21 protein-coding genes and 1 pseudogene are annotated in these 24,441 nt (G+C 69.2%); 10 read left to right on the top strand and 12 right to left on the bottom strand.

Going from position 1 to position 24,441, the window contains the following annotated elements; all coding sequences use genetic code 11:
- Positions 1–15 precede the first annotated feature (15 nt).
- Positions 16–597: a dihydrofolate reductase family protein gene (locus tag STRTU_RS30820; RefSeq protein WP_159748241.1), complete on the top strand. Its 582-nt coding sequence runs from the start codon at positions 16–18 to the stop codon at positions 595–597.
- A gap of 88 nt (positions 598–685) precedes the next feature.
- Here STRTU_RS30820 and STRTU_RS30815 read toward each other — a convergent pair whose 3' ends face one another.
- On the bottom strand, positions 686–1,492 hold the full coding sequence (locus STRTU_RS30815; RefSeq protein WP_159748239.1) for an HAD-IIA family hydrolase: 807 nt from the start codon (positions 1,490–1,492) through the stop codon (positions 686–688).
- Between the two features lie 145 nt (positions 1,493–1,637).
- On the opposite strand from STRTU_RS30815, the gene STRTU_RS30810 reads away from it, so the two are divergent.
- A complete protein-coding gene (locus STRTU_RS30810; protein ID WP_159748237.1) occupies positions 1,638–3,029 on the top strand; it encodes a phosphoribosyltransferase family protein in 1,392 nt (463 codons plus the stop codon).
- 48 nt (positions 3,030–3,077) lie between these two features.
- Here the strand turns inward: STRTU_RS30810 and STRTU_RS30805 are convergent, their stop codons facing one another.
- Positions 3,078–3,401 carry a putative quinol monooxygenase gene (locus STRTU_RS30805; RefSeq protein WP_159748235.1) on the bottom strand — a complete coding sequence of 108 codons (324 nt, stop codon included), beginning with the start codon at positions 3,399–3,401 and terminating at the stop codon, positions 3,078–3,080.
- 42 nt (positions 3,402–3,443) lie between these two features.
- Positions 3,444–4,268 (bottom strand): hypothetical protein, encoded by an 825-nt coding sequence (locus STRTU_RS30800; protein WP_159748233.1) that lies wholly within the window; start codon positions 4,266–4,268, stop codon positions 3,444–3,446.
- Positions 4,269–4,514: 246 nt separating this feature from the next.
- On the opposite strand from STRTU_RS30800, the gene STRTU_RS30795 reads away from it, so the two are divergent.
- Positions 4,515–5,738 carry a serine hydrolase domain-containing protein gene (locus STRTU_RS30795; RefSeq protein WP_246241534.1) on the top strand — a complete coding sequence of 408 codons (1,224 nt, stop codon included), beginning with the start codon at positions 4,515–4,517 and terminating at the stop codon, positions 5,736–5,738.
- Between the two features lie 133 nt (positions 5,739–5,871).
- On the opposite strand, the gene STRTU_RS36215 is transcribed toward STRTU_RS30795, so the two are convergent.
- The 4 genes from STRTU_RS36215 to STRTU_RS30780 all read right to left on the bottom strand — a co-directional run bounded on the left by STRTU_RS36215 (position 5,872) and on the right by STRTU_RS30780 (position 9,069).
- A complete protein-coding gene (locus tag STRTU_RS36215) occupies positions 5,872–5,949 on the bottom strand; it encodes a 50S ribosomal protein bL37 (RefSeq protein WP_370454205.1) in 78 nt (25 codons plus the stop codon).
- A 169-nt stretch (positions 5,950–6,118) separates the two neighbouring features.
- Positions 6,119–7,327: a 4-hydroxybenzoate 3-monooxygenase gene (locus STRTU_RS30790; protein WP_159748231.1), complete on the bottom strand. Its 1,209-nt coding sequence runs from the start codon at positions 7,325–7,327 to the stop codon at positions 6,119–6,121.
- Positions 7,328–7,564: 237 nt separating this feature from the next.
- Entirely contained in the window at positions 7,565–8,248 is a 684-nt protein-coding gene (locus STRTU_RS30785) for a class F sortase (RefSeq protein WP_246241532.1), read from the bottom strand.
- The gene (locus tag STRTU_RS30780; RefSeq protein ID WP_159748229.1) at positions 8,245–9,069 is read right to left on the bottom strand and encodes a hypothetical protein; all 825 of its coding nucleotides are present in this window, start codon (positions 9,067–9,069) and stop codon (positions 8,245–8,247) included. The genes STRTU_RS30785 and STRTU_RS30780 overlap by 4 nt, the downstream gene beginning before the upstream one ends.
- A 432-nt stretch (positions 9,070–9,501) precedes the next feature.
- Here STRTU_RS30780 and STRTU_RS30775 point away from each other — a divergent pair, with 432 nt between their 5' ends.
- Positions 9,502–10,239 carry a DUF4232 domain-containing protein gene (locus STRTU_RS30775; RefSeq protein ID WP_159748227.1) on the top strand — a complete coding sequence of 246 codons (738 nt, stop codon included), beginning with the start codon at positions 9,502–9,504 and terminating at the stop codon, positions 10,237–10,239.
- A gap of 116 nt (positions 10,240–10,355) precedes the next feature.
- On the opposite strand, the gene STRTU_RS30770 is transcribed toward STRTU_RS30775, so the two are convergent.
- The 5 genes from STRTU_RS30770 to STRTU_RS30750 all read right to left on the bottom strand — a co-directional run bounded on the left by STRTU_RS30770 (position 10,356) and on the right by STRTU_RS30750 (position 15,199).
- Entirely contained in the window at positions 10,356–11,162 is an 807-nt protein-coding gene (locus tag STRTU_RS30770; RefSeq protein ID WP_159748225.1) for a S1 family peptidase, read from the bottom strand.
- A gap of 22 nt (positions 11,163–11,184) precedes the next feature.
- Entirely contained in the window at positions 11,185–11,991 is an 807-nt protein-coding gene (locus STRTU_RS30765; RefSeq protein ID WP_159748223.1) for a S1 family peptidase, read from the bottom strand.
- A 272-nt stretch (positions 11,992–12,263) separates the two neighbouring features.
- Entirely contained in the window at positions 12,264–13,019 is a 756-nt protein-coding gene (locus STRTU_RS30760; protein ID WP_159748221.1) for a DUF998 domain-containing protein, read from the bottom strand.
- A gap of 79 nt (positions 13,020–13,098) precedes the next feature.
- The gene (locus tag STRTU_RS30755; RefSeq protein WP_159749739.1) at positions 13,099–13,647 is read right to left on the bottom strand and encodes a type 1 glutamine amidotransferase domain-containing protein; all 549 of its coding nucleotides are present in this window, start codon (positions 13,645–13,647) and stop codon (positions 13,099–13,101) included.
- Positions 13,648–13,942: 295 nt separating this feature from the next.
- Positions 13,943–15,199, bottom strand: a complete 1,257-nt coding sequence (locus tag STRTU_RS30750) for a cytochrome P450 (RefSeq protein ID WP_159748219.1) — start codon at positions 15,197–15,199, stop codon at positions 13,943–13,945.
- 155 nt (positions 15,200–15,354) lie between these two features.
- On the opposite strand from STRTU_RS30750, the gene STRTU_RS30745 reads away from it, so the two are divergent.
- The 6 genes and pseudogenes from STRTU_RS30745 to STRTU_RS30720 all read left to right on the top strand — a co-directional run bounded on the left by STRTU_RS30745 (position 15,355) and on the right by STRTU_RS30720 (position 24,196).
- The gene (locus STRTU_RS30745) at positions 15,355–18,492 is read left to right on the top strand and encodes an ATP-binding protein (RefSeq protein WP_159748217.1); all 3,138 of its coding nucleotides are present in this window, start codon (positions 15,355–15,357) and stop codon (positions 18,490–18,492) included.
- A 132-nt stretch (positions 18,493–18,624) separates the two neighbouring features.
- Positions 18,625–18,729, top strand: a pseudogene (locus tag STRTU_RS30740) (DNA alkylation repair protein); the annotation flags it as partial.
- Positions 18,730–19,091: 362 nt separating this feature from the next.
- Positions 19,092–20,384: a helix-turn-helix domain-containing protein gene (locus tag STRTU_RS30735; RefSeq protein WP_174879004.1), complete on the top strand. Its 1,293-nt coding sequence runs from the start codon at positions 19,092–19,094 to the stop codon at positions 20,382–20,384.
- Between the two features lie 13 nt (positions 20,385–20,397).
- A complete protein-coding gene (locus STRTU_RS30730; protein WP_159748213.1) occupies positions 20,398–21,153 on the top strand; it encodes a toll/interleukin-1 receptor domain-containing protein in 756 nt (251 codons plus the stop codon).
- Positions 21,150–23,147, top strand: a complete 1,998-nt coding sequence (locus STRTU_RS30725; RefSeq protein ID WP_159748211.1) for a hypothetical protein — start codon at positions 21,150–21,152, stop codon at positions 23,145–23,147. The genes STRTU_RS30730 and STRTU_RS30725 overlap by 4 nt, the downstream gene beginning before the upstream one ends.
- The gene (locus tag STRTU_RS30720; protein ID WP_246241531.1) at positions 23,144–24,196 is read left to right on the top strand and encodes a hypothetical protein; all 1,053 of its coding nucleotides are present in this window, start codon (positions 23,144–23,146) and stop codon (positions 24,194–24,196) included. Before STRTU_RS30725 ends, STRTU_RS30720 begins: the two co-directional genes overlap by 4 nt.
- The last annotated feature ends 245 nt before the right edge of the window (positions 24,197–24,441 follow it).

The following is a 24,441-nucleotide window of genomic DNA, read 5'->3' as shown; positions in this document are numbered from 1 at the left end:
TCGGCGAGGACCGCGATGCGAAAAATCATTGTGTCGATCTCGGTGTCCCTTGATGGCTTCTTCGAGGGCCCCGACCACGACATCGAGTGGCACCTGGTGGACGACGAGCTGCACCAGCACTTCAACGACTACCTCAGCACGATGGGCGCCTTCCTGAGCGGACGGGTCACCCATGAGCTGATGGCCGATTTCTGGCCGACCGCCGACGCCGATCCCTCAATTACCGGGCCCATGGCGGAATTTGCCGGGATCTGGCGGGAGATGCCCAAGATCGTGTTCTCCCGGACCCTGAAGGACGCCGGCGGGTACCACACCATCCTCATGCGCGAGGTCGTCCCGGAAGAGATCATGGAGCTCAAGGAGCAGCCGGGCGGTGATCTGGTGCTCGGTGGCCCCGACCTCGCCGCGTCCTTCCGGAAGTACGACCTGATCGACGAGTACCGCATCTACGTCCACCCCATCCTCCTCGGGCGGGGCACACCCCTGTTCCGGGACACGGACGCCAGGACCGGCCTCGAACTCGTCGGGACCCGCACGTTCGGCAACGGCGTCGTCCTGCTCCACTACCGGCGCGCCCGGACGGCCGCCGGGGAGTGACCGCCGGGGAGCGGTGCCGCGCCCCCGCTCTCAGTGGGTGCCCCCGCGCTCTCAGTGGGCGCCCCCGCGCTCAGGGGGCGGGCCGTTCCTACGGGCCGGGCAGCCCGAGCAGGTCCGGCAGATCGGCGAAGGAATCGAGCACCCGGTCCGGGGTCCCGGTGGCCGCGCGATGGGTTTCCGGCAGATATTTGCCGGTCTTGACGAGCACCCCGGTGAGCCCGCAGCGCTGGGCCGCCAGCACATCGGACTCGATGTCGTCGCCCACCATCAGGGTTTCCGACGCCGGGGCGCCGAGGTGCGCCAGCGCGGTGGCGAAGAACGCCTCGGCCGGTTTGCCGGTGACCACCGCCTCGACACCGGCGGCCCGTTCCAGGCCCGGCAGAAAGGCCCCGGTGTCGAGGTCGAACCCGTCCGCCGTACGCCAGTACAGATTGCGGTGCATGGCGACCAGGCGGGCGCCGCGCTGCAGATGGCGAAAGGCGGCGTTGAGGGCCGGATAGCTGAATTCCTCGCCCGCACCGCCGAAAACCACCACATCCGGCGCCGCCCCGCCCGCCGCTCCAGCCCCCTCCTCGACGAGCTCCACCCCCTCCAGATCCGCCCGGACCTCACCGCTGTTGATCAGCAGACAGCGCGCGTCCGGATGGTGTGCGCGCAGGTAGGCTGCGGTGGCGGCGGGCGCGGTCAGAATGTCGTCGACGCCGACGAGGAAGCCCTCCCGGGCCAGCCGCCCGGCGACCCCGGCGCGGGTTCGCGAGGTGGTGTTGGTGACCAGCAGCAGTGGGAGTCCGGCCGCGCGCAGCCGCTCCATGGCCGCGACCGCACCGGGCAGCGCCTTCCAGGACACGGTGAGCACACCGTCGATATCGATCAGAACCGCTCCGATTCCTTCCATATGCCGACGGTAACCAGCCGCGGCCCGGTGGGGCGGACGGCCGGGCCCCGTCCTCGGCCCGACTTGCGAAGGCCCCGTGGATGGGGTTATTTCGAAGTGAGGTGTGAACGCGGCTTCCGTCTCCCCTGGCTAGGGGGTGCACACTGTGCTGTTCACCGACCGCGCGGATGCGGGGCACCGCCTCGCCGAAGCGCTACAGCACCTGGAGGGGGAAGATCCCGTCGTACTGGGCCTGCCTCGTGGCGGGGTCCCGGTGGCCTTCCAAGTGGCGCGGGCGCTCAAGGCTCCGCTCGATGTGATCGTGGTCCGCAAACTGGGCGTCCCGTACCAGCGTGAGCTGGGTTTCGGTGCCATCGGCGAGGGCGGCGTGCGGGTGATCAGCGACGACATCGTCCGCCGCGGCCGGCTCGGACAGGCGGATCTGGCCTCCGTGGAGCATGCCGAGGCGGCGGAACTCGCCCGTCAGGCGGAGCGTTTCCGTGCCGGGCGGCCGCGGCTCTCCCTGGAGGGCCGGACGGCGATCGTGGTGGACGACGGGATCGCCACCGGCGCCACCGCGGCGGCCGCCTGCCAGGTGGTCCGCGCACAGGGCGCGGCCCGTGTGGTGCTCGCCGTACCCGTGGCGCCTCCGGACGCGGCCGAGCGGCTGCGCACCACGACCGATGAATACGTCTGTCTCTCCACCCCGTTCGCCTTCTCCGCCGTCGGCGAGTGGTACCGGGACTTCTCCCAGACACCCGACGACGAGGTCGTCGCGTTGCTGGCCGAGGCGGCTGCCAGGTCCGGGTCCGGGGCGGCAGGGTCCGGGTCCGGGAAGGCGGGATCCGAGGCGGAGGGGTCGGGGCCGGCGGGGTCCGGGCCGGGTGCGGAGGCAGCGGCGGACAAGGACGTGGCGGAGGCGGTGGCCATCGCGGAAGAGGTGACCATCGACGCCGCAGGGGTCCGGCTGGCCGGGGATCTCAGTCTGCCGGCGGGCGCCCGCGCGGTCGTGATGTTCGCGCACGGCTCGGGCAGCAGCCGGCACAGCCCGCGCAACCGGCTGGTCGCCGCGGCTCTGAACGAGGCCGGGCTGGGCACCCTGCTCTTCGACCTGCTCACCCCTGCCGAGGAAGCCCACCGGTCGAACGTCTTCGACATCGCCACCCTCGCCGAGCGGCTGACCGACGCCACCGGCTGGCTGCGCGACCGCACGGCCGTGCCGGTCGGCTACTTCGGCGCGAGCACCGGTGCCGCGGCGGCGCTACGGGCCGCCGCGGCACCCGGCGCGCAGGTCGGTGCCGTCGTCTCCCGTGGCGGCCGCCCCGACCTCGCCGAACCGTTGCTGCACGCGGTACGGGCGCCGACCCTGCTCATCGTGGGCGGCAACGACACCCTGGTGATCGACCTCAACCAGCAGGCGGAGGCGGCGATGCGCTGCGCGACCCGCCTGGACATCATTCCCGGCGCCACCCATCTCTTCGAGGAGCACGGCGCCCTCCAACAGGTCGCCGACCTCGCCCGGGACTGGTTCCTCAGCCACTTGGTGAAGGAGGCGTAGCGGACCGGCCGTCAGGCCAAGGTGCCTCGGCGTACCCGATCCGGTCCTTCAGTCGATGGTGATCTCACCCATGGCGCTCCAGCCGTCCGCACCCTCGATGGTGGTGCTCACAATGTCGGGGGTGCGGCGCAGCAGCGGACGCATCGTCTCGATCCCGGCACGGAAGTGGTCGGAATTCACATGCGCTTCGGCGGCATCGTCCTTGAATGCCTCGACCAGAACAAAGGTGTTCGGGTCCTCCAGGCTGCGGGACCATTCGAACCACAGGTTGCCGGGTTCGGCGCGGGTGGCCTCGGTGAAGGCGGCGACATGCTGCGGCCACTCTTCGGCGTGCTCGGGCTTCACGGGAAACTTGACAACGATAAAGATCATTCAGCGATTCTAGATCATCTGATCCCCCGGGCCGTCAACCCCTCACCCCGATACGCCGGGCTCGGCCTCTTTGGCGCGGTCCATCGATTTGACGAGCAGCACCCCCAGCACGATCAGTGCCACGCCGAGCCACACCGGTCCGGCGCCAAAGGCGAGTATCACGATGCCCACCGGGGTCAGATAGCCCGCCAGCGGGATGAGCAGGCTGCTCACCGGGGGTTCGGGCGGGCCGGGCAGATGCCGTTCGCGCAGCGACCGCGCCCGTACGACGTCCGGGTACCACTGGGTGAACTGCAACGCCGCGATGATGGCCGCGATTTGGATGATCCAGCCCGTCCACAGGTTATTGGAATTGTGCAGGACGAGGTCGCCGTAGGCTCCCGCAATGGCCGCCACGGCGAATGCGGCGCCCCACGCACCCGTGATGTAGTAATTGGTCCGCAGAAATCTGGGCTCGCCCCAGAATTCGCGGGGCACCTGTTCCCGGGCGTACTGCAGGGTGAACGGCACCCGGCACGCCATGGACCCGAGGGCGATCGCCATCAGCGCGATATTCGCGACTTCTCCCGAATAGTTCTCCAGCCAGCGGTGGGTGCCCGGGGAGGCGAAGATGCCGATGATCGCCATCACCGCGAAGAACACCACATCGCAGATCTCAAGAATTTTGAAGGAGGATCCAGGACGGCGTATCCGGCCGGCGATGACGATCGCCACCGCGAGGGCCAGGGCTATCCCGACCGCCAGCTCGAAGCGGCCCGGCCCGACCAGGACCGACATCGCGATCCAGGGCGACATTCCGATGACGGGGCTGTCGAGAAGATGTGACAGCCGGCCACCGGCGGCGGTGTCCGTCCGGCCCTGTGCCATGGCAAAAGCCCCTCCTGAGAGGCGAAACTCCCTTCCACGCTAAACCGCTGGTTGGGCTCCCTCTACTCGGGCGTTGTCGCGACGGGGCGCGGGCGGCGGGGAGTGAGGTGGGATGGGGTCGGGCGGGGAGCGGCCGGGTCGGGGCGGACGTCCGGCGGGACTCGGGGCGGGTGTCCGGGGTGGTTCAGGGGTGGATCAGGGAGACCCCTGACGCGGAGGCGGCGCGGATCCGCGAAGCTGTTCGACATGAGCCATTCTTCCTTGTCCCGCAGGGCAGTTGTGGGGGCGGCACTGTCCGGCGCGGTGGTCGCCGCGACGGCGGGCCCGGCCCGTGCCGCGTCCCGTCCGGCCACCGCCCTGTCGTCGGGCGGCGATCGGGCCCATCGGATCCCGTCCGCTCCCGTCTCCGCTCCCGTCCCCGTCCCTCCGCTGAACGTTCCCGCGCTGCGGGCCGCCCTCGCCGATCTGGAGCACCCGCAGCTGACCGCGGCCCAGCTGCGGGTGAGCGGTTCGGCCGGGCGGTGGTATGGCACCGCGGGCGTCGCCGACCGGGTCACCGGCCGCGAGGTGCATGAGCGGGACACCTTCCGGATCGGCAGCATCACCAAGGTGTTCGTGGCGACGGTGGTGCTGCAGCTCACCGCCGAGCGACGGCTGTCTCCGGAGCTGCCGGTCCAGCGGCTGCTGCCCGGTCTGCTGCCTGCGGAATTCCCGCCGATCACGGTGTTACAGCTGCTGAACCACACCAGCGGGCTCCCCGACGAGCAGGACCCGCCCTACGACCCGTCCTCCCCGGAGGCCATCGCCCGGCACCGCTACGACCGCTGGACGCCCGAGCAGTTGGTAGCGCTGGTGTCGCACGGGCCCATGAAGTTCACCCCCGGCACCAAGCAGGAGTACCGGGGCATCAATTACGTCCTGCTGGCGCTGCTCGTCGAACGGCTGACGGGCTGCCGCTACGGCGAGGTGATCGCCCGCCGCATCCTGCGTCCGCTGGGCCTGCGGCACACCACCGTGCCCGGCAACGACCCGCGGATTCACGGGCCCCATGTGCACGGCTATATGCGGATGACGGACGGATCCCTGCTGGACATCACCGAGTTCAACCAGTCGCTCGCCTGGGGAGAGGGCGAGATGATCTCCCACACCGGCGATCTGGACCGCTTCGTCACCGCCCTGTTCTCAGGTGAACTCCTGCCGCCCCAGGAGCTGGAGCGAATGTTCACCCTCCCGGAGGGCGTGCGCATGGTGGACGGAAGTCCGGCGCGCTATGCCGCGGGCCTGCAGACCTTCACGGTGAACGGCATCACCCTCTGGGGCAAGACCGGCGAACGGTACGGCTACTCCTCGGCGATGTTCGCCACCCGTGATCAACAGCGCCGCGCGGTCTTCTCGTTCAACGCGACCCGGCGGGACGCCTCCCAGGCACAGGTCTCCGAACGCATAGCCAAGGCCCTGACGAAGGCGTGACCGGGACGGAGCCGTGAGCGGGACAAAGGTGTGAGCCGGGGCCGCTTACCACTGTGGGCTCCGCGCGTCCGCTGAAGTACGGACGGGCGGAGCCCACAGAAACCCATCGGCGGGGTCCGGTCACAGCCTTCGTTCAGGACTGGGGCCGCTTGCCGTGGTTGGCACCGTTCTTGCGACGGGCCTTCTTCTTACGACGGCGCTTCGATGACATACGTCTCCCTCCTCAGGACTCAGCGATGCTTTTCGCCGAATTTCTACCACTTCTCAACGGTATCTCGCCCGGCGATCACGAGGCCGCGTACCCAGGTCGGCGGACTCCCACCCCACCCCGGTTTGTGAATCACCCCACGGAAGCGCCGCCCGACCGGTCCGGTACGGCGTCACAGGTCGGCTTCCTCCCCCATGTACAGCCCGGCGAACGCCTTCGCCGCGGACTCGGAGCCCAGCAGCCGCCGCAGCCGCGCACGGGCCGTGCCCGCCAGGAACCGGTCGCCGGACGAGGCACCGTGCAGCACCTCCGACAGCCACTGCGAGAACTCCAGGTACTGCCAGACCCGCCGCAGACACGCCTCGGAGTACCCGGCGAGGCCGCTGTCGTCGCCCCGGTAGTGCGCGATCAGTGCCTCGCCGAGCAGCAGCGCGTCATTGAGCGCGAGGTTCATGCCCTTCGCGGCGATCGGCGCGACCAGATGCGCCGCATCACCCGCCAGGTGGAGGCGGCCGAACGTCATCGGCTCCACCACATAGTTGTGCATGTCCAGGACCACCTTCTCGATGACCGGTCCTTCGGTCAGCGGCGGGGCACCCTCGGCGGCGAGCCGGCGGTGCAGTTCGTCCCATACCCGCGTATGCGACCAGTTCGCGGCGTCCTCACCGGGCGCGACCTGGAGGTAATAGCGGGTGACCTGGGCGCTGCGGGCCATCTGGGCACCGAATCCGCGCTCGTGGATGCCGAAGACCACACCGTCGGCGCACGGCGGTGCCTCGGCGAGCAGGGCGAGCCAGGCGACGCCGTGGTCATGGCGGGTGAGGACCGCCCCGCCGTCGGTGACGGCCGGCCTGCTCACCCCGCGTGCACCGTCACAGCCCGCGATGAAGTCGCACTCGATACGGTGCCGGGCACCGGTCACCGGGTCGGTGTACGACACCGCGGGCCGGTCGCTGTCGATGTCGTGCAGTGCCACCTCACGCACCCCGAAGCGGACCTCGCCGCCCGCCCGGTCCGCGTACGAGGCCACGAGGTCGGTGACCAGGAACTGCTGTGGATAGACGAAGTGATGGCGCCCCGACAGCTCGGCCGTCCGTACGGTGTGCCGCTCCCCGTCGAACCGGAACTCGAACTCGCCCTGCGTACCGGCCCGTTCGAGCAGCCCGTCGGCCAGCCCGTGCCGGGCCAGTGCGCGCACCACCCACTCCTCGATGAACCCGGCGCGCGGCCGCTGCTCGATGAACTCCCTGCTCTCCGTTTCCAGCAGCACACAGTCGACTCCGGCGGTGCGCAGCAGATTCGCCACGGTGAGCCCGGCGGGACCGGCGCCGACGATGGCGACGCGGGTGCGAGTAACGGAGAGAGGGGCGGTGGAGGACACGTTGCGAGGTTCCCTTCGGGGGGCGAGGAAAGATCGCAGGCAGTATGGCTGTTGCCCCGGACGGACCGACCGGCGCCCCGGGCCGACGGTCCGGCACCGGAGGCGGACGGACCGACACCTGGGGCCGACCATCCGTCACCCGGGCCACCGGCCGGGCCTTCGGCCGTGCCACCGGCGAGCGGCCCGGTCGCCCGTGCGGGGGCGCCGGACCACCGGCCGGTGCGGTGCGGATCCGCGCTACGCGCTGCCCGTGAGGCTGGCGTACACCACCACGTTGTCGGGGTAGTAGTGCTGGCCCTGGTCGTAGTCACCGCCGCAGGTGATCAGTCGGAGCCCGGCGTGATCGAGGTTCTTGTACACCTCAAGCGTGGGGAACTTGTTCTTCGGGTACTGGGCGATGCGGTCGACGGTGAACTTCGCCGTCTTCCCGTCCTGCCGGGTCACCTCGATGGAGTCCCCGCGCTTCATCGACGTCAGCTTGTGGAACACCGATGGCTTGCCGTTCCAGGAGACATGTCCGGCGATCACCGCCGGTCCCTGGGAGCCGGGTGTGGGCCCCGGCCGGTACCAGCCCGCCTTGTCGGGATCCCGGGGCGTCTCCATGGCCCCGTTCTTCTGCTGTCCCAGCGTCTCCAGCGAGGAGGAGACCTTGAGCGACGGGATGGAGAGCCGTTCCGGGACCGACTTCGGCATGCTGGCGGCGGCCTGACTCCCGGAACCACCGCCCGCCGCCGCGTCGTCGGACGACTGGCCGCCGCCGCCCGGCTGCTGCTGCGGGGGAAGCGAGCTGGGCGGCGCCGCGTCCTGCCCTCCGCACCCGGCGAGGAGCACGGCCGACAGTGCCGCGGCGAGGGCGTAGCCGGTGGTGCGGTGGCCCCGGCGGCGTACGGTGATCATGGTCTGTTCGCTCCGGCGGCTCATGCGGCGGCCCCGTTGCCCCCGGCCCGCCCGGCGGCGAGCACGGTCTTCCGGCGCCGCGCGAAGGCCAGCGCACCGGCCGCCGCCACCAGACCGGCCCCGCCGGCGCCGAACACTACGGCCGGGACCCCGTTCTCCTCGGCGGGCCCGGTGCCGGTCTCGACCCCGCCGACCGGAATCGAGCCCACCGCGGCGCCCAGGACCTCACCGCAGTTGGTCGGGGCGGTGGCCTCCTGGGGGAGCTTGGGATCGAGTTCGCTCTTGCCCGCCCCCTCGAAGTCGTACTTCTTGTTGTCGTTGCGGTCGATGCCGTGCTGCACGATATGCAGGTCCTTGATGTGCTCGACCACGTCCTGGGAGACCGGGATGGTGCGCTCGTACGAGAGCTTGCCCTGCGCGTTCGCCACGGGCATCCGGTCGACGGCGAGTCCGCTCTTCATATCCGTGGGCCCCTTGGTGGTCAGCGAGATATTGATGTCGCCGTAATCGACCGTGGCTTCGGTGTTGTTGAGGACACCGTCGCCGTTCGTGTCGTCGCTCGCATCGGGGCAGTGGAAGTCATGGCCGTCGGTGGAGCCGTGCAGGTGCTGGGCGGAGGGCTGTCCGGGCACGAGTCCCGTCGACTCGATCTTCACGGTCAGGTTGTTGCCCTGGAGGCTGAGCATCGCCGTGCCCTTGGAACCGGAGTCGTTCAGCTGCGCCAGGTTGATCTGGAACGCTCCGGTGCCCTGGGCGACGGCCTGGGACGAGGCGCCTGCGGTGAGGGCCAGGGCGGCGGGCAGAGCGACGACTACGGCGAGGCGGCGGGTGCGCTTGGCTATCACGATCGTTCCTTTTCCGGCGGCCTCCGCGAAGGAGGGGGGACCGCACGTCGTCCGGGTTCGACAGCAACACCTCGGCGAGGTGTCGCGCGTGATTCGGAGCGGCAGCGCCCGCGGATTGGTGGCGGGTCAAAAAAATTTCGACCCCGCTCCCATCCAGGCTCCGCCGTTCCAGGGAAGCATTCCAGGGAGAGACCATTCCCCCAGGTCAGAGCCTGTTCCAGTGTTCCGGCTTCTCTCCTTGCCCCGGATGGGTTGGCACCCGGCCGGGCACCACGCACGCTGTGATCAGCACCGCCGAGACGGGAGATGCCATGCGAACGCGCTGGTGTATCAGCGACGTTGTCGCCGTCACCGTGCTGATCATCTGTGCCGCGGTGGTGATCTCGTTGATCGCCCGCCGTTGAACCCCTTGCTAGGAGAAGTCGAATCACCATGCACACCATCCGATTCCGTACCGCAACTGCCGTCACCGCCGCCGTTCTCGCGGGCCTGTCCCTGACCGCCTGTGAGAGCGACGAGGTGGCGTCCGGCGGCCGGTCCGCGGCAAGCCCGGATGCCGGCGCCACGAGCCGGCCGGACGGCAAGGCCGGCGGAGCTGGAAAGACCGGCGAAACCGGAAAGGCGGACGGCACCGGCAAGGCAGACGGCGAGGGTTCCGGCAACGGCCAGGGTGCCGCCGGAAGTCAGGGCAAGGGCGCCGGAAAGAGCGGCGGCGCGGGGATGACCCAAGGCTCCGGGAACGGCTCGTCGGTTGCCTGTACGGGAGCGAACGTCAAGGCCGTCGTCACCAAGGCCCGGCGTCCCATCAATCACCTGCTCATCACGATCACCAACACGGGCTCACGCGCCTGCGACGCCTACTACGCCCCCCTCCTGCGCTTCGACGACGCGCAGGCGGCGACCCAGATCATGGAGGACAGCAAGCCGCAGTCCGTCGTATCCGTCGCCCCGGGCCGGTCCGCCTACGCCGCCGTCAAGCTCAGCGGCGAGGGCGGCGCGGACTCCGGTGGCCGCACCGCCCAGCACCTCACCGTGCACTTCGCTCCGCGCAGCGGCTCCGGTTCGACGGGCACCCCCACCAAGCTCACCCTGCCCGCAGGCACGCACACGGACGACGACGCCGCCGTCACCTACTGGCAGAGCTCGGCGTCCGACGCGCTGACGTACTGATCCGCTGTTGATCAGTCATTGATCAGCCGTGCACCTGCCACTGATCCCCTCCCCCCTCCCCCGCCCGGACGTTGATCCATCATTGATCCGCTGCTGCCCCGTTCACGCCCTATCCCTCACCGGAGTTGGCGGGAGATCTCGCGCGAGAATGCCGCGACCCGGGTGTAGACACCGGGCGTGGGTGTGGCGGTGTCGCTGTTGGCCAGCCAGCTGACGATCCCGATCAGCTTGCCCCCGGCGACGAGCGGACCGCCGCTGTCGCCTTCGGCATGGTGGGCGCCGGTGACCGGATCGTTGGCACAGGCGTGCATCTTGGGGTCGAAGTCGCCGCCGGGGTTGAGGCGTTGGCATGTCCGGTCGGGGAGGACCCGCAGGTTCGCCGCCTGGAGCACATTCGCCATCCGGTCCTCGTAATCCAGCAGGCCCCAGCCGTGCACCCGGGCGCCGGTGCCGGGGCGGTACAGACCGGTGTCGGCCCCGGTGGCGAGGGGCAGCGGGGTGTACTGCGGCGGCATCGGCTTGTCGAGCGTGAGAACGGCGACATCGTTCTCCAGGTGGCGGCCGAAGCGCGGATGAATCCACACCTTGGTCACCTTGCGCAGACGGCCCTCGTGGCGGCGCAGATCGGTACGGCCGACGACCGCCCCCAGATCGGTGGGGGCCTCGTCCACGACGCAATGGGCGGCGGTGACGACCTTCCTCGGAGTGACCAGGGTGCCGCCACAGAACTGCCCCGAGCGGGGATAACTGTCGGTCTGCCGCCACAGGTTGATGGCGACGGTCCATGGTGCCGCCGCCGTGCTGGTGTTGTGTCCGCCGACGACGGCCTGGGCGGGATGGGCCGGCAGCACGGCGAAGCCCGCACCGGCGAGCACCATGAGGCATACCAAGGCCCGCCACCGCGGGTACGCGCGTCGTGTCATCTGCATACTCCCTCCCACCCGGCTATCCGGCGATCTGGCTCTGGAGCAGCGAGTAGTAGGAGGCCGACTTCACGGCGACGCCAGGGTAGAGACGGCTGGTGCAACTGCCGCCACCACTGATGACACCGACCAGCCGCCCCCGCACCACGACCGGTCCCCCGCTGTCCCCATTGCAGGCACTGACTCCGCCTGCCGGGTAGCCGATGCACATCGTGTAGGCCGCGCGGTACCGGCGGGTGCCATACGCCGTGATGCACTGCTCGTCGCCCCTGTTGGGGATCAGCGCGGTCTGCAGCGGCGGGACGCGGTAGTCGTCGTCGCGGCCGGTCGTGGAGCCCCACCCCAGAACCCTGTTGGGCGTGCCCTCCTCGTACAGCTTCTGCTGCGCCGGGGTGGCGAGCGGCAGAGTGCGGTACGGCATGGGGGCATTGAGGGTGAGAACGGCGAGGTCGTGCGCGTATGTGGCACCGTTCCCTTCGGTGACGGCCTTGGGGTGGATCCACAGCTTCGCCACCTTGCGAACGGTGCCCTTGCGGGTGTCCCGCAGATCCTCCCGTCCGCCCACCACCCGTACGCCGTCGACGGTGGCCGGACTGACGCAGTGGGACGCGGTCAGCACCTTGCGCGGCGCGACGAGCGTGCCCGCGCACTCCGGATCCTTCACATCCCGCGACGTCAACGCGACGGTCCACGGATACTTCTTGATCTCGGCCCGGTCTCCCCCGACGACCGCGGCGGCGGGTTGGGCGGATGCCGTCACCAGCGCCGCCACTGCCCCCGCCAACACCACGCCCGCCAAGGTGGCGCGGTGTGATCTCGCTTTGCTCATCAGTCCTCCATCGGCGATCGAACAAAGTCGCCTATGGAGAGGCCGTGGAGAGAGCCGCGGTTGCCTTGCCCGTACGGGCGCCCGGATATGGCCGGCATGCGCCCCGGGCCTGTTGACACAGGGGGCGGCAGACGTCCAACTGCGTGGGTGACGTGCCCCGAGGCCGTGCAGGTCGTGGTCCTACCGCACTTGGGCCCGGCCCGAACTGCCAAGCAGTCAACGGGTGTTGCTGTCAGACAACGACATCGAGTGCCTGGCTGCGGGGCATACCCCTACGGTGCGTCCGCCACCGGAACGTCTTCTTCCCGCTCCCGCAGGCCAGTTGACGTCACCAAGCCGGTACGCCGCCCCCAGGACGACCTGGCCAACTCGACGGCCAGCAGGGCGAACCACACGCCCACCAGCGCCAGATGCGCCCGCTGCGGGATACCGTGCCAGCCGGGCCGGCCGAAGAGCGGGCCGACCGTACAGACGGCGGTCGGCAGGGCGAGCGCCAGGACGCGCGGGCCCCAGCGGCGGAGCAGCGGCAGACGGGGCCGGGCGGTCACCGCGGCCCGGCTGAGCAGCGCCATCGCGGCGAAGACGAAGAAGTGAGCCAGTGCACTGGTGACCGTATGGCTCGGGTGCACGGCCGCGCAGGCCGGCTCCACCGAGGGCGCGCAGCGCATGGGCAGCAGGACATCGGCCACGGAGGACATCCCGAGGCCGAGCATCGCCAGCCAGCCGCCCCGCCCCCAGCCATCGGACGCGGACCCGTACGCCAGCAGCGCCCCCACGGCGACAAATACGGCGCAGAGGCTTTCGATGCCGCCGAAGAGCGGACGGAAGGGCTGGTCGGCGGCGTACAGCTCGCTGACGTACGAGTGGCGCGGATCCAGCCCGGTCGGCAGCAGGTACTCCAGCAGCCAGCCGTTGTAGAGCACGGCGCCGGCGGCCAGCAGGAGGGCCGCCCATGCCTCCCGGCATGGGCGATCGCCCGTTCGCGCCAATCCGCGCGCCAGGTGTGGACTCCGCTCACCGGCAAACATGATCAGTCAATGTCCATGCTCGACCCGTTCACGCCCGTACGCACCCTGGTTCACGCGAATGCCCGGTCGCCGGCCGCCCTCAGGCAGCCCTCCCGGCCTGGGCGAATTCAGCGACGAAGGTGGCACAGAAGGCATTCAGATCGGCCGGCTTCCGGCTGGTGATCAGCGTGTTGTTTCCCGCTGTACAGACCTTGACCTGCTCGTCCACCCAGGTGCCCCCGGCGTTGCGGATATCCGTCCGCAGACTGGGCCACGACGTCAGAGTGCGCCCCCGTACGACATCGGCCTCGATCAGCGTCCACGGTGCGTGACAAATGGCCGCCACCGGCCTGCCACGGTCAAAGAACTTCTTCACGAAAGCGACCGCATTCTTGTCCATCCGCAATGCATCGGGATTGGCCACGCCACCGGGCAGGACCAGACCGCCGTAATCCGCCACATCGGCCTCGTCCACCGTACGGTCCACCGGGAAGGTATCGGCCTTGTCCAAGTGGTGGAACGCCTGGATCCGGCCGGACTTCGTGGACACCAGATGCGGAACGTCCCCCGAGTCATGAACCGCCTGCCAGGGGTCGGTCAGTTCGACCTGCTCCACGCCCTCGGGCGCTACCAGGAAAGCAATCTGCATGAACCGTGGTTCCTTTCTCGCGGTATCGAGGCCGCCGCCATTCGTGCCGTCGCGCTGATCGCCGTCGGCAGAAGACACGGCGCGGCAAGCCGGTGCTCGCACGACAGGACGAATTCCCGGTACGCCCCTCCTCTCATGCCGGATCCGCCGCGATTACGCCGGATGCGCCCGCGGGCCCGAGCGACACGCGGCCACCACCCGACCGGCCGGTCCGCTACGGCCCGGCCCGATCCCCGAGCCGGGCGCGCTGGCCGGCTCCCGGACGCTCGGCCGAAAGCCCTACCGTCCTACCGCCCTACCGCTCCGTCGCCGTTTCCGTCTCTGTTTCCGCCTCGGCCTCCGCCCAAGTAACCGGCAGAGCATGAACGCCATAGATCCGCATATTGGTCCTGAGCTTCACCTCATCGGCGGGAAGGGCGAGCTTCAGCGTCGGGAAGCGGCGTAGCAGTCCGGCGAAACCGGCGCGCATCTCGATGCGGGCCAGTTGCTGGCCGAGACATTGGTGGATGCCGTGGCCGAAAGACAGATGGCCACGGGCTTTGCGGTGGATATCCAGGGTGTCGGGGTTGTCGAAACGCCTCGGGTCGCGGTTGGCGGCCAGCAGGGAGACCACGACGGTCGATCCCTCGCCAATTGTTTCGCCGCCGAGTTCGATGTCCTCCGTGGCATAGCGATAGAAGTTATCGGCAATGGAGAGGTAGCGCAGCAGCTCCTCGACGGCACCGGGGAGCAGCTCCGGATTGGCGCGCAGTTCCGCCAGTTGCTCGGGGTGTTCCAAGAGCGCGAAGGTGCCCAGTGCCAGCATGTTGGCGGTGGTCTCGTGGCCCGCGAGCAGCAGCAGGAAGGCGATACCGGTCAGCTCCTCGATGGTGAGGTCGCTATCGAGGGCCAGGTCGGACAGCAGGTCTTCGCCGGGGGTGGCGCGTTTACGCGTGACCAATTCGCCCAGGTACGTGGTCAGTTCCGTATACGCGGCAATCTTCTCGTCGAGCGACAGGTCCGTGTTCAGGAAGTTTGCGGAGTTGGCCTGGAAGCTCTCCCGGTCCGCGTAGGGCACACCGAGCATTGCGCAGATCACCAGGGACGGCACCGGCAGCGCGAATTCCTTGACCAGGTCGACCGGCGGGGCCAGGCGTGCCATTTCGTCCAATTGCTGCTCGGCGATATCGACGATGTGCTCTTCGAGCTGCTTCATTCGTTTGACGGTGAAGGCGCCGGTGAGTTTGCGCCGCAGCCGGGTGTGGTCCGGCGGGTCCATGGCGACGAACAGCCCCGGCACCTGCGGGGACGGTTCGGTAACCGTGGGCATGCCGGGGATCTCTATCGCGTCGTGGATGACGCCGATGTCCTGGCGGGAGCTGAACCGGGTGTCGGCCATGAGCTGGCGGACCACCTCGTAGCCGGTGACGATCCAGCCCTCATGACCGTCGGGGAAGACCAGAGGACTGACCGGGCGGGTCTCGCGCAGCCGGGTGAGCAGGCGGGGCGGGTCGAAGGGACCCGCGTCGCGCTCCACCGGGAGGCCGTGCGGAATGGCAGCCGTCTGACTCATGGGATGTCCTCTCGTGGCGGTTGTGGTTGCCGTGCGGCCACCCTCGCCGAAGGGCCGGACATATGGCTGACACGGCACTGACACCACCCTGCGGAGAGACGGTCGGCGCTCCTCACCCAACGCCGCTCCCCCACCCCCATGGCAAAATCACCCGAGTGCAGATCGGGATGCTGGGATCTCTTGAGGTTCGTACGGACGACGGCGTCCTCGCCGAGGTTCCGGGCGCCCGGTTGCGCGCACTGTTGATCGCGCTCGCGCTCAAGGCGGGTCACGTGGTCCCCAAGGCGGCGCTCATCGACTGGATTTGGGGGGAGCGCCCGCCCGCTGACGCGGCAAATGCCTTGCAGCGCCTGGTGTCCCGGCTGCGGAAGGCGCTGCCGGGAGGGCTGGTCGAGGGGCAGACGGACGGCTACCGGCTGCGGGTGGAACCCGACGCCGTCGACGCGGTGCGGTTCGAACGCCTCGTCGGCCAGGCCCGTCACGATGACGATCCACGGCGGGTGCGGCTGCTGCGCGAGGCCCTCGCCTCGTGGCGCGGTGCGGCCATGCAGGACGTCGGATTGCCGGACAGCACGGCGTTCTGCGCGGCGGTCACCCGGCTTGAGGGGCTCCGCCTGACGGCCATGGAGGACCGCTTCGATGCGGAGATCGGCCTCGGCCACGGTGCGGAGCTGGTCACCGAACTGACCGACCTGGTAGCCGCGCACCCGGTACGCGAACGACTGGTCGCCGCGCTGATGCGGGCCCTCGTCGCGACCGGCCGCGACAGCGAGGCGCTGCTCCTGTACGAGCGCACGAGGGAAACCCTGGCCGCCACACTGGGCGTCGACCCCTCACCGGAGCTGGCCGCCGTGCATCTCGCACTGCTGCGGGGCGAGTTGGGGCGGCGGCAGGAAGCCCGTAAGAGCAACTTGCGAGCGGAGCTGACCAGTTTCGTCGGCAGGGAAGCCGATGTCGCCACGGTCCATGAACTCATCGCCGACCACCGGCTCACCACCCTGACCGGGCCGGGCGGCTCGGGGAAGACCAGACTGGCCACGGAATCCGCGCACACGCTGCTCGACGACCTGCCGGACGGGGCCTGGCTGGTGGAGCTCGCGGCCATCGGCGCCGACGGTGACGTGGCGCAGGCGACGCTCGCCGCGCTCGGTCTGCGGGATGCGCTGCTCGGCGAGGCACCGGACGCGGAGCCGACGGACCGGGTCATCGCCGCGGTCCGCGAACAGGCGATGCTGCTCATTCTGGACAACTGCGAGCATGTGATCGAGTCCGCGGCGGCGTTCGCGCATCGCGTGCTCGGGGAGTGCCGGCGGCTGCGGATCCTCGCGACGAGCCGGGAGCCCCTCGGCATCACCGGTGAGGCGCTGTGGCCGGTCGCGCCGTTGGCCCTGCCCGCGGAGGACGCCGGCCCCGCCGGGATCGAGTCCTCGCCGGCCGTCCGGCTGCTGCGGGACCGAGCCGTCGCGGTGCGCAAGGACCTCGCGACGGACGCCCACGCGATGTCGGCCATGGCGCGCATCTGCCGGGCCCTGGACGGTATGCCACTGGCCATCGAACTCGCCGCGGCCAGGTTGCGCACCATGTCCCTCGATCAGCACGCCCATCGGCTCGACGACCGGTTCCGCCTGCTGACCGGCGGCAGCCGCACCGCACTACCGCGGCACCGGACGCTGCGTGCGGTGATCGACTGGAGCTGGGAACTGCTCACCGACGCCGAACGGAGGGTGCTGCGCAGGCTCTCGGTGTTCTCCGGCGGCGCGAGCCTGGAAGCGGCCGAGCGGGTCTGCGCCGACGATGCCGCCGACGCGGCCCAGATGCTCGAATTCCTCACGGCACTGACCGAGAAATCGCTGGTACTCGCCGAGGGCGACCGGGCGCCCCGCTACCGGATGCTCGGCACGATCAAGGAGTACGCCGCTCAACGACTCGCGGAGACGGGCGAATCGGATCTCACGCGCCGTAGACACCTCACCTACTTCACCGAACTCGTCGAAGCCGCGGATCCACACCTCCGCCGCGCCGAGCAATTGGAATGGCTCACCGCGCTCGACATCGAGCACGACAACATCGCCGCCGCGATGCGGAATGCCCTGGCGGCGGGCGAGGCGCAGGGGGCGATGCGGCTCGCAGCGGCCGCCGGGTGGTACTGGTGGCTCGGCGGGCACAAGGCCGAGGGCAATGAGCTGATCATGGCGGCCACCGCCCTCCCCGGCGAGGTGGCCGACGGGACCCGGGCCATGGTCTACGCCTTCGTCATCATGTTCATGACCTCCGGACTGGCCGATCAGTACCAGGCGGAGGAGTGGATCCACCGGGCCTACGACATCAGCCGACGGCTTCCGCGCCCGCACCCGGCGCTGGGGTTCGTCGCCCCCCTGAAACGCATGCTGCAAGCGCCGGACGCGTTCCTCCCCGCCTTCGAACCGCTGCTCACCGACGAGGACCCCTGGGTACGCGCCCTTGCCCGGCTGCACCTCGGCAAGATGCGGATCATCCTTGGCCACGACGGCCGGGACGCGGACGCCTATCTGGAGACGGCACTCACCGAATTCCGCGCGCTCGGCGAACGCTGGGGGATTTCCTTCGCCCTGAGCGAGCTGGCCCAACGCAGCGCGGTACGCGGCGAGTTCGCCGGAGCCTGCGAGTACTACGAACAGGCCGTCGCGGTCGTCACCGAGGTCGGCGCCATCGAGGACGTCGTACGCATCCGGTCGCGGCAGGCCCAGTTGTACTGGCTGCTGGGCGATGCGGACGCCGGCGTCGCTGCCATGGCCGAAGCCCAGCGGTCGGCGGAACGTGTCGCCTGGCCGAGTGCGCTGGCCGAGCTGGCCATGGCGAAGGCGGATCTGGCGCGCTGGAGCGGCAACCCCGAGCAGGCACACCGGCAACTCGACGCCGCGACAGCGATGCTGGGCGACGACGCCGAGCGGCCCAACGTCCGCGCGGTGATCCAAGACCTGCTCGGCTACCTCGCCGAGGATCTCGACAAGGCTCGCGCACACCGCATCGCGGCCTTCCACGCGGCGTCCGAGGCGGGGCACGCGCCCCTGATCGCGCAGGTGCTCGTCGGGATCGCCGATCTGGCGCTACGCGACCACCAGTACGAGCAAGCCGCCCGGCTGCTCGCGGCGAGCACCGCCGTGCGCGGTCTCCCGGACCGCTCCCAACCGGATGTCGCCCGGATCGAGCACACCGCGCGACGCAACCTCGGCGCCAGGCGCTTCACCGAGGCGACACAGGCCGGAACCCGGACAAACTGGCGCGATCTGGCCACGGCCACCCTCACCCCTTGACCGCCACGACACCGTTGACCTGCGACTTAGTACCGTTGCCCGCCGCCGAACCGGCCCGTACGACAGGCGGCCGCCCCCGTCGTAGGCTGAATCCGCACGTGACGGACAGAGGCTGCGGTAGCCGAGACGACAGTGGCCGAGGTGCTGGCCGAGCTGGAGGACCCGCGGACACGCGCGGTGAACGAAAAACACGGCGACGATCATGGTGTAAACCTCACCACACTCCGCGCCCTCGCCATCGGCGAACGCCTGGAAGTCCTCAAGGACTATCCGACGTCCGCGGGTTGCACATCTCCGTTCGCGCCCGTGTGGATCGCCGAGACGGTGCAGCGGCGGGGGGAGTAGGCCGGACGAACTCCCGCCTGACATCCGGCAGTTCAGGATGCGGTGGCACCGAATAATCCACCGCCACGGTCCATTCGAAAACAACTCCTGGGGCTCCGCGTCACCACACGACTCCGCACTCGTGGGAATACTGCGTCTCGCCGACGGAGATGGAAACGGGAAACAGCACCATTCGCCTTGTCCGTCCGGCCAGGGTTGCCACATTCTTTCCTGCGGCAGCCCCGTTGGCCTGGATGGATGGTTATGGAGGTCCCGTGCCGCAGCCGTCCACCGAGTTCGGCGAGGAACTGAGAAAGCGACGTTTGGACGCCGGACTCAGTCTCACCGCGCTGTCTGCCGCCGTGCACTACAGCAAGGCGCAGCTGAGCAAGGTTGAACGAGGCCTCAAGGCACCCAGCCGCGATCTCGCCCGACTCTGCGACGCCACCCTCCGGGCCGGCGGAGCGCTGATCGCCCTGGTTGCCACGTCCGTTTCCAGCAAACCGGATGAACCGGCACCAGGCGGAATCGATGAGGAGGAGTGGACGATGCAACTGTCACCGGACGGCTCGGGCTGGTTCCAGCCCGTGGGCCGGCGTCAGGTCGTGAACGCCGGCGCCGCCTCATTGATGCGATGGCGTACCGGTGGTCAGGGCCCGGTCCCGCCGACAACGGGGGCCGGAATGCTGGCGGCGTCCCGCTCCCTGTTCACGCACTATCGACGACTGGGCCAGAGCGTCGAGCCCGGATTCCTCTTACCTGGGCTCATCGCGCAGACCCACACACTGCGGGAGCTGTCGGCACATGCCGATTCCCGCAGCCGACGAGAGCTGCTCGCACTCGGCTCCAGGTACGCCGAATACGTCGGCTGGCTGGTACAGGAGACCGGAGACGAACAGGCGGCACTGTGGTGGACACAGCGCGCAGTGGATCTTGCGGCCGCCGGCGGTGACCGAGCACTGGCCGGATATGCGCTGGTCCGCCGGGCATTGGTCACGCTGTACCAGGACAACGCCGAACAGACAGTCGCCCTGGCGCAGCGGGCCCAGAGCAGCACGCTCCCGCCCCGGATCCGCGGACTCGCCGCGCAGCGCGAGGCACAGGGCCACGCGCTCGCGGGTGACCGCGACGCCTGTCAGCGTGCCCTGGACAGGGCCCGAGCGCTGCTCGCCCGCCAGGTTGACGATACCGACGCACCGGTGATCGGCAGCATGCATCTGCCTGACTCGGTCGGCATGGTCACCGGCTGGTGTCTGTTTGACCTGGGTCGCCCGCGGGAGGCGGCCGAGGAGCTGAACCGGCAGCTCGCCTTGGTCTCCCCTGACGCGGTACGGACGCAGGTGCGTTACGGGGTACGCCGGGCACTCGCCTACGCGGCGGACGGCGAGATCGACCATGCCTGCACGTTGGCGGAGCCACTTCTCGACGGGGTGGCGACCGTACGTTCCGCGACCGTCACGATCGATCTCCGGCGTCTCGCCCGCGTTCTGGCCCGCCATTCGGATCACGATTCGGTGCGCCAACTGTCCCCGCGACTCGGCACGTTATCCCGCTTCACCCAATCCTGAGGAGGAACCCGCCATGGCCGATGTGTTCATCAACTACCGGACAGGCGACGGTCACGAAACCGCCGCACTGATCGACAACGAGCTCTCCAAGCGTTTCGGTAAGGACTGTGCCTTCCGCGCCTCGAAGTCCATCCCGCCGGGTACCGCCTACCCCGACGCCCTGCTGACGAGCTTGCGCCGCAGCGCACTGCTTCTGGCGGTGATCGGAGCCGACTGGATCAACTTCCAGGACGGCCTGAGTGACCCGGAAGACTGGGTACGGAAGGAGATCCTGGAGGCGTTCGACTGCGGACTGCCGGTGATCCCCGTCCTGGCCGGTATGAGGACGGAGCGTCTGAAGAAGGACGATCTGCCGGACGAGCTGGCGCGGCTGGCCGAACTGCAATCCGTACGGCTGGACACGCAGAGTGCCGAAGCCGATCTGAAGCGCCTCGGTGATCTGATCGCCGAGATGGTTCCCGAGCTGTATGACCTCGAACAGGCCGCAGCAGCGGCCCCCGGCCCCGGCTCGGTCTCCAACACGACCGGCGATGTCCACGGAACCGCCGTACAGAGCCGGGACTTCACCGGAGATGTCGGTGGCACCGTCTTCAAGGGCCCGACCGGCCCTGTGCATTCCGGCAACGGCAACATCTATCAGAATTCCCGCCATCTGTCGGGCAGCCGGCACTACTCGGGCGATGGCATGACGAACATCGAGGGCGACCATCACGGCGACATCCGGCACCAGTTCGGTGGACCGCGGCGGCGTGAGGACGACGAGCGGTGAACGTACCGCCCACGACACGTGTCGGTCATGCCGACGGCTCGGTGCATGCCGGCTTCGGCGACATCCATTACAACTACTACAACCACTCCGGCCCGCCGAAGCAGGAGACGGCCGGCCGAAGCCCCCGCCGCATCGCAGACGACCAGCTTCGTCTGCTCAGACAGCGGTTCGTCGACCCTGACGGTATGGGCGAGGCACGCCGCCTGCTGGCAGAGCACAGCACCGTGATCCTGGACGGCGCTCCGGGCTGCGGCAGAACTGCCGCAGCCCGTGTCCTCCTGTACGAACTCCAGGCTGCCACCGGCATCTTCCGCGAATTGCTTCCCGGCGACGCAGACGAAGTCGCTCTTACGGATCCCGGGCTGGTCGGCGCCGGTGACCGGCTGTTGCTGGACCTTGCCGAGGCCGACGGCGCCCGATGGGCGGAGTGCCGCAGAGCCCTGCCGGCGCTCCGCAAGGCCGTGCAGGAACAGCAGGCGCACTTGGTGGTCGTCATGCCGTACGACGACACGCTGGAATCGGACCTTCAGTTCTACCGGGCTCGCATCACAACCCCTCCGGCCCAGGAAGTGTTCCGGCGTCACCTACGACTCCACCGGATACCGCACGAGGGATACCTCCATTCCGCGCCCGCATTGGCGGATTTCCTGGCCGAAGAGCCTTCGAACGAAGAGATCGCGGACTTCGCGGATCGTGTACGGCGGGCCCGTACAGCGCATCCGGTGCGCGACGGTTTCGCCAGCTGGTGTGAGCAGGCCCGCGATGCGCGGAAGGCCTGGCGACAAGAGGTCGCCGGTCTCGTCACCGACCGGCGCGAGGCACCACAGCGAGCATTGCTGATCACCACGGCCATGCTGCACGGTGCGCATGCCGACGTCGTCCACCACGCCGCCGCTCTTCTGCTCCGCACCTTCAAGATCTCTCAGGAAAAGGTGGTCCCACTCGAAGGCAAAGACCTGGCCGAGCGCCTGAAGGAGATCTTCGCGTCGGCCGGACCGGACGGTCACGTGCGGTTCGACAAGCTGGACTTCGATGCCGCCGTCCGCACCCACTTCTGGGACCACATGCCCGATCTCAGACGTCTCCTCAGCGTCTGGACCGCGCGCAGTACCGAGCTGGGGGACCCACACCTCACTCCGGACCTCCGTGAGGAGCTGGTGGAACGGCTCGCCGACCAATACCTGCGTGCCGGGCAGTGGAAGGAACTGGCGGCCCTGGCAGAGGAGTGGGGCGCCAACGCCAAGACCCTGACCCGTTCAACGGCGGCAATCCACGCACTCACCCCCGGGCTGGAGCACAAAAAGTACGGCGGGGGTTTCCGGCATCTGATCTACACGTGGTGCAAAGACAAGCAGCTGACGGAAAGCCTCGTGTACGTTCTGCTCCGCGTCTGCACCGAAGTGATCGCGCCGACCCATCCCGATCAGGCAATGGTCCGGCTGCACCACCTCGCCCGCCGTGATCAGGGGTCCACGCTCCCGCTGGACGCTCTCAGCGATCTGGTGGCGACGAGCAGCAGGCTCCGGCGCCGCATGCTCGACCGCCTCACCCGGCGCCCCTCGGACGCCGACGCACGCATCTTCCTGCGGATCTGCGACCCGGTGCCGCTGACGGACCCGGGAAGCGCGCCCCACGCGCTGGTGGACGAGCAGTACGTACAGGACTGTGTGACCTTCGGCTGGCGGGGGGTGTTCGCCGCGCTGCCGCAGCCGCATTGGCACCCGTACGCGGAGCGCTGGCTGCACACCGCCGGCGACGCCGACAACCGCCATGACCTGCTGCTCGATCTCCTGGTCAACGCCGCCGACCGAAAAGGCAAGCAACTCGCGGCGCTGTACTCCGTGGCCCGGGCAGCGGAACCCACCGCCTCCGGTGGCCCGGCACGCGGCGCCGCCACAACTGACCGCCTTCTCCAGAAGATCTCCGCGGCACAGGGCCTCCGCCCGTCGGCCGCACCACCTCGCTCAACACCGCCTCGGGGAGCCACACCATGACGACCGGCTGCAAGACGACGACCGTCTTCCTTACCGTCCTGTGCGCTCTGCTGCTGACGATTCTCGGCCTGGTACAGGTGTGGCCGACATGGGCGTGGGCCACCCTCGCTGTTCTCGTGGTCGGAGCACCGGCAGCAGCCTTAAGGATCGCCGCAGCGAGGCGAGGGTCCGTACCGGTCGGCTTCGAGGAGCAACGCACCGCGGTGCCCATCGAACGCACGGAACACCGCATCCGCCACGTGCCGCTGCCCAGCCAATGGGCCGACTACGACTTCCTGTTCTCCGCGACCGTCCGGTGGTACCCCCTCGAAGCCAACGGCTACGACCCCGTCGCCAACCCGGCGGGCCTCGCCGTCGAAACGGTGCTGGACCACGCCCGCGCGCTCACGGAACAGCGAGAGCCCGGTCGGGCCTCACTCGTCCAGCACGAGCTGAGTGGTGCGCTCAGCAGGATGAGTCCGGACCACACCGGACACCTCCAGGTCATGGCGGAGAATGTCACGCTCACCTTGCGCGAACACGATCAGGCGCGGTTGGACAAGCTCGCTGAAGTGCGCAAGGACAAGGCCGTCTGGGAGCACCAACGGAAGTACGAGCAGAGCAAACGCGAGTACCTGGGCGAGGACGTACTCAAGGACACCGGCAGCGCGGTGGTCTGGTGGCTCGCGAAGAACGACGATCACCTGGAGAAGACGGTGGGAGACCTCGGTCTGCTCGCCCAGCTCACGTCCGCGGCCAACGACACGGATGTGCCTGACCGACTGCGGGACTTCCTGCCTCAGTCGCAGAGCGATCGGCCCTACCTGGAAACCGCGGACGCGCCCTCCGCTTCGTTCACACGAGAGCCGACAGCCGCTGACCACTTCGAAGCATTTCTCTCCGGTATGGGCTTCACGGACGGAGATGACCGGCGGGGGATGCTGGCCAAGCAGATCGCCGACATCATCAAGACGCAGGAGCGGCACGAGACGGCCGAGGAACTGTTGAGAAGATTCGATCCGCCCGCGAGTTACGGCCCGGTTGACGACGCGCCCAGCGACACGCCCTGACTCTGAGCGGGGCCGGCCTCAACATCGCCTCGGCGTTGCTGACGCTGGTCGCGGTGGGCGTGGCGCGGGAGACCCGCGGTCGGGATCTTGGGGTGGTGGAGGGGCGTTCGGCGGAGACAGCGGTCGAAGGGGGCGCGGGGCCTCAGCGGCCTGCGTTTCCCGAGCGGCCCAAAACCTGATGTACGGCGGGGGCGTGGCGGCCCCGGGGACGTCCGGGAGACGGGTGGCGGGTCCGCCACGCCCCC

Source organism: Streptomyces tubercidicus (assembly GCF_027497495.1).
Classification (GTDB): domain Bacteria; phylum Actinomycetota; class Actinomycetes; order Streptomycetales; family Streptomycetaceae; genus Streptomyces; species Streptomyces tubercidicus.
Note: the sequence above shows the minus strand (reverse complement) of the source record. Positions and strands in the feature narration are given on the sequence as shown.

What these genes read in the sequence shown, in the direction of transcription:
- STRTU_RS30750 (WP_159748219.1), bottom strand. Translation starts at nt 15,199, where the DNA reads ATGAGTCAGACGGCTGCCATTCCGCACGGCCTCCCGGTGGAGCGCGAC.
- STRTU_RS30755 (WP_159749739.1), bottom strand. Translation starts at nt 13,647, where the DNA reads ATGCAGATTGCTTTCCTGGTAGCGCCCGAGGGCGTGGAGCAGGTCGAA.
- STRTU_RS30730 (WP_159748213.1), top strand. Translation starts at nt 20,398, where the DNA reads ATGGCCGATGTGTTCATCAACTACCGGACAGGCGACGGTCACGAAACC.
- STRTU_RS30815 (WP_159748239.1), bottom strand. Translation starts at nt 1,492, where the DNA reads ATGGAAGGAATCGGAGCGGTTCTGATCGATATCGACGGTGTGCTCACC.
- STRTU_RS30770 (WP_159748225.1), bottom strand. Translation starts at nt 11,162, where the DNA reads ATGACACGACGCGCGTACCCGCGGTGGCGGGCCTTGGTATGCCTCATG.
- STRTU_RS30775 (WP_159748227.1), top strand. Translation starts at nt 9,502, where the DNA reads ATGCACACCATCCGATTCCGTACCGCAACTGCCGTCACCGCCGCCGTT.
- STRTU_RS30765 (WP_159748223.1), bottom strand. Translation starts at nt 11,991, where the DNA reads ATGAGCAAAGCGAGATCACACCGCGCCACCTTGGCGGGCGTGGTGTTG.
- STRTU_RS30795 (WP_246241534.1), top strand. Translation starts at nt 4,515, where the DNA reads ATGAGCCATTCTTCCTTGTCCCGCAGGGCAGTTGTGGGGGCGGCACTG.
- STRTU_RS30800 (WP_159748233.1), bottom strand. Translation starts at nt 4,268, where the DNA reads ATGGCACAGGGCCGGACGGACACCGCCGCCGGTGGCCGGCTGTCACAT.
- STRTU_RS30805 (WP_159748235.1), bottom strand. Translation starts at nt 3,401, where the DNA reads ATGATCTTTATCGTTGTCAAGTTTCCCGTGAAGCCCGAGCACGCCGAA.
- STRTU_RS30760 (WP_159748221.1), bottom strand. Translation starts at nt 13,019, where the DNA reads ATGTTTGCCGGTGAGCGGAGTCCACACCTGGCGCGCGGATTGGCGCGA.
- STRTU_RS30820 (WP_159748241.1), top strand. Translation starts at nt 16, where the DNA reads ATGCGAAAAATCATTGTGTCGATCTCGGTGTCCCTTGATGGCTTCTTC.
- STRTU_RS30785 (WP_246241532.1), bottom strand. Translation starts at nt 8,248, where the DNA reads ATGAGCCGCCGGAGCGAACAGACCATGATCACCGTACGCCGCCGGGGC.
- STRTU_RS30720 (WP_246241531.1), top strand. Translation starts at nt 23,144, where the DNA reads ATGACGACCGGCTGCAAGACGACGACCGTCTTCCTTACCGTCCTGTGC.
- STRTU_RS36215 (WP_370454205.1), bottom strand. Translation starts at nt 5,949, where the DNA reads ATGTCATCGAAGCGCCGTCGTAAGAAGAAGGCCCGTCGCAAGAACGGT.